The 255-nt window shown below is 35.7% G+C and carries 1 pseudogene; it reads left to right on the top strand.

The annotated features are described in order from the left end of the window. Positions 1 to 17: 17 nt before the first annotated feature. Positions 18 to 255 (top strand): annotated as a pseudogene (locus TEPIDINF_RS15285) (IS1634 family transposase); the annotation flags it as partial.

The raw sequence follows: 255 nt of genomic DNA on the forward strand, positions 1-255 counted from the left end.
TTAAGGGAGCCATGTTCATGTTTCTTAGACAAGTGAAAAATAAAAAAACTGGTCGCATTTATTTATCCATCGTACAGAGCTATCGGGATGCTAATAGTAAATCCCCTAAATCCAGAACTATCGAATCTCTTGGTTATCTGGATGAACTAGAAAAACAATACGATGATCCGATTGCTTTTTTTAACGAAAAAATTAAACAGATGAACGAACAATACGCTTCTGAACGTTCTTCCATTTCTTTCACTATCCAACGGG

Origin of the sequence: Tepidibacillus infernus, assembly GCF_048898065.1 — a bacterium.
Lineage (GTDB): Bacteria > Bacillota > Bacilli > Tepidibacillales > Tepidibacillaceae > Tepidibacillus_B > Tepidibacillus_B infernus.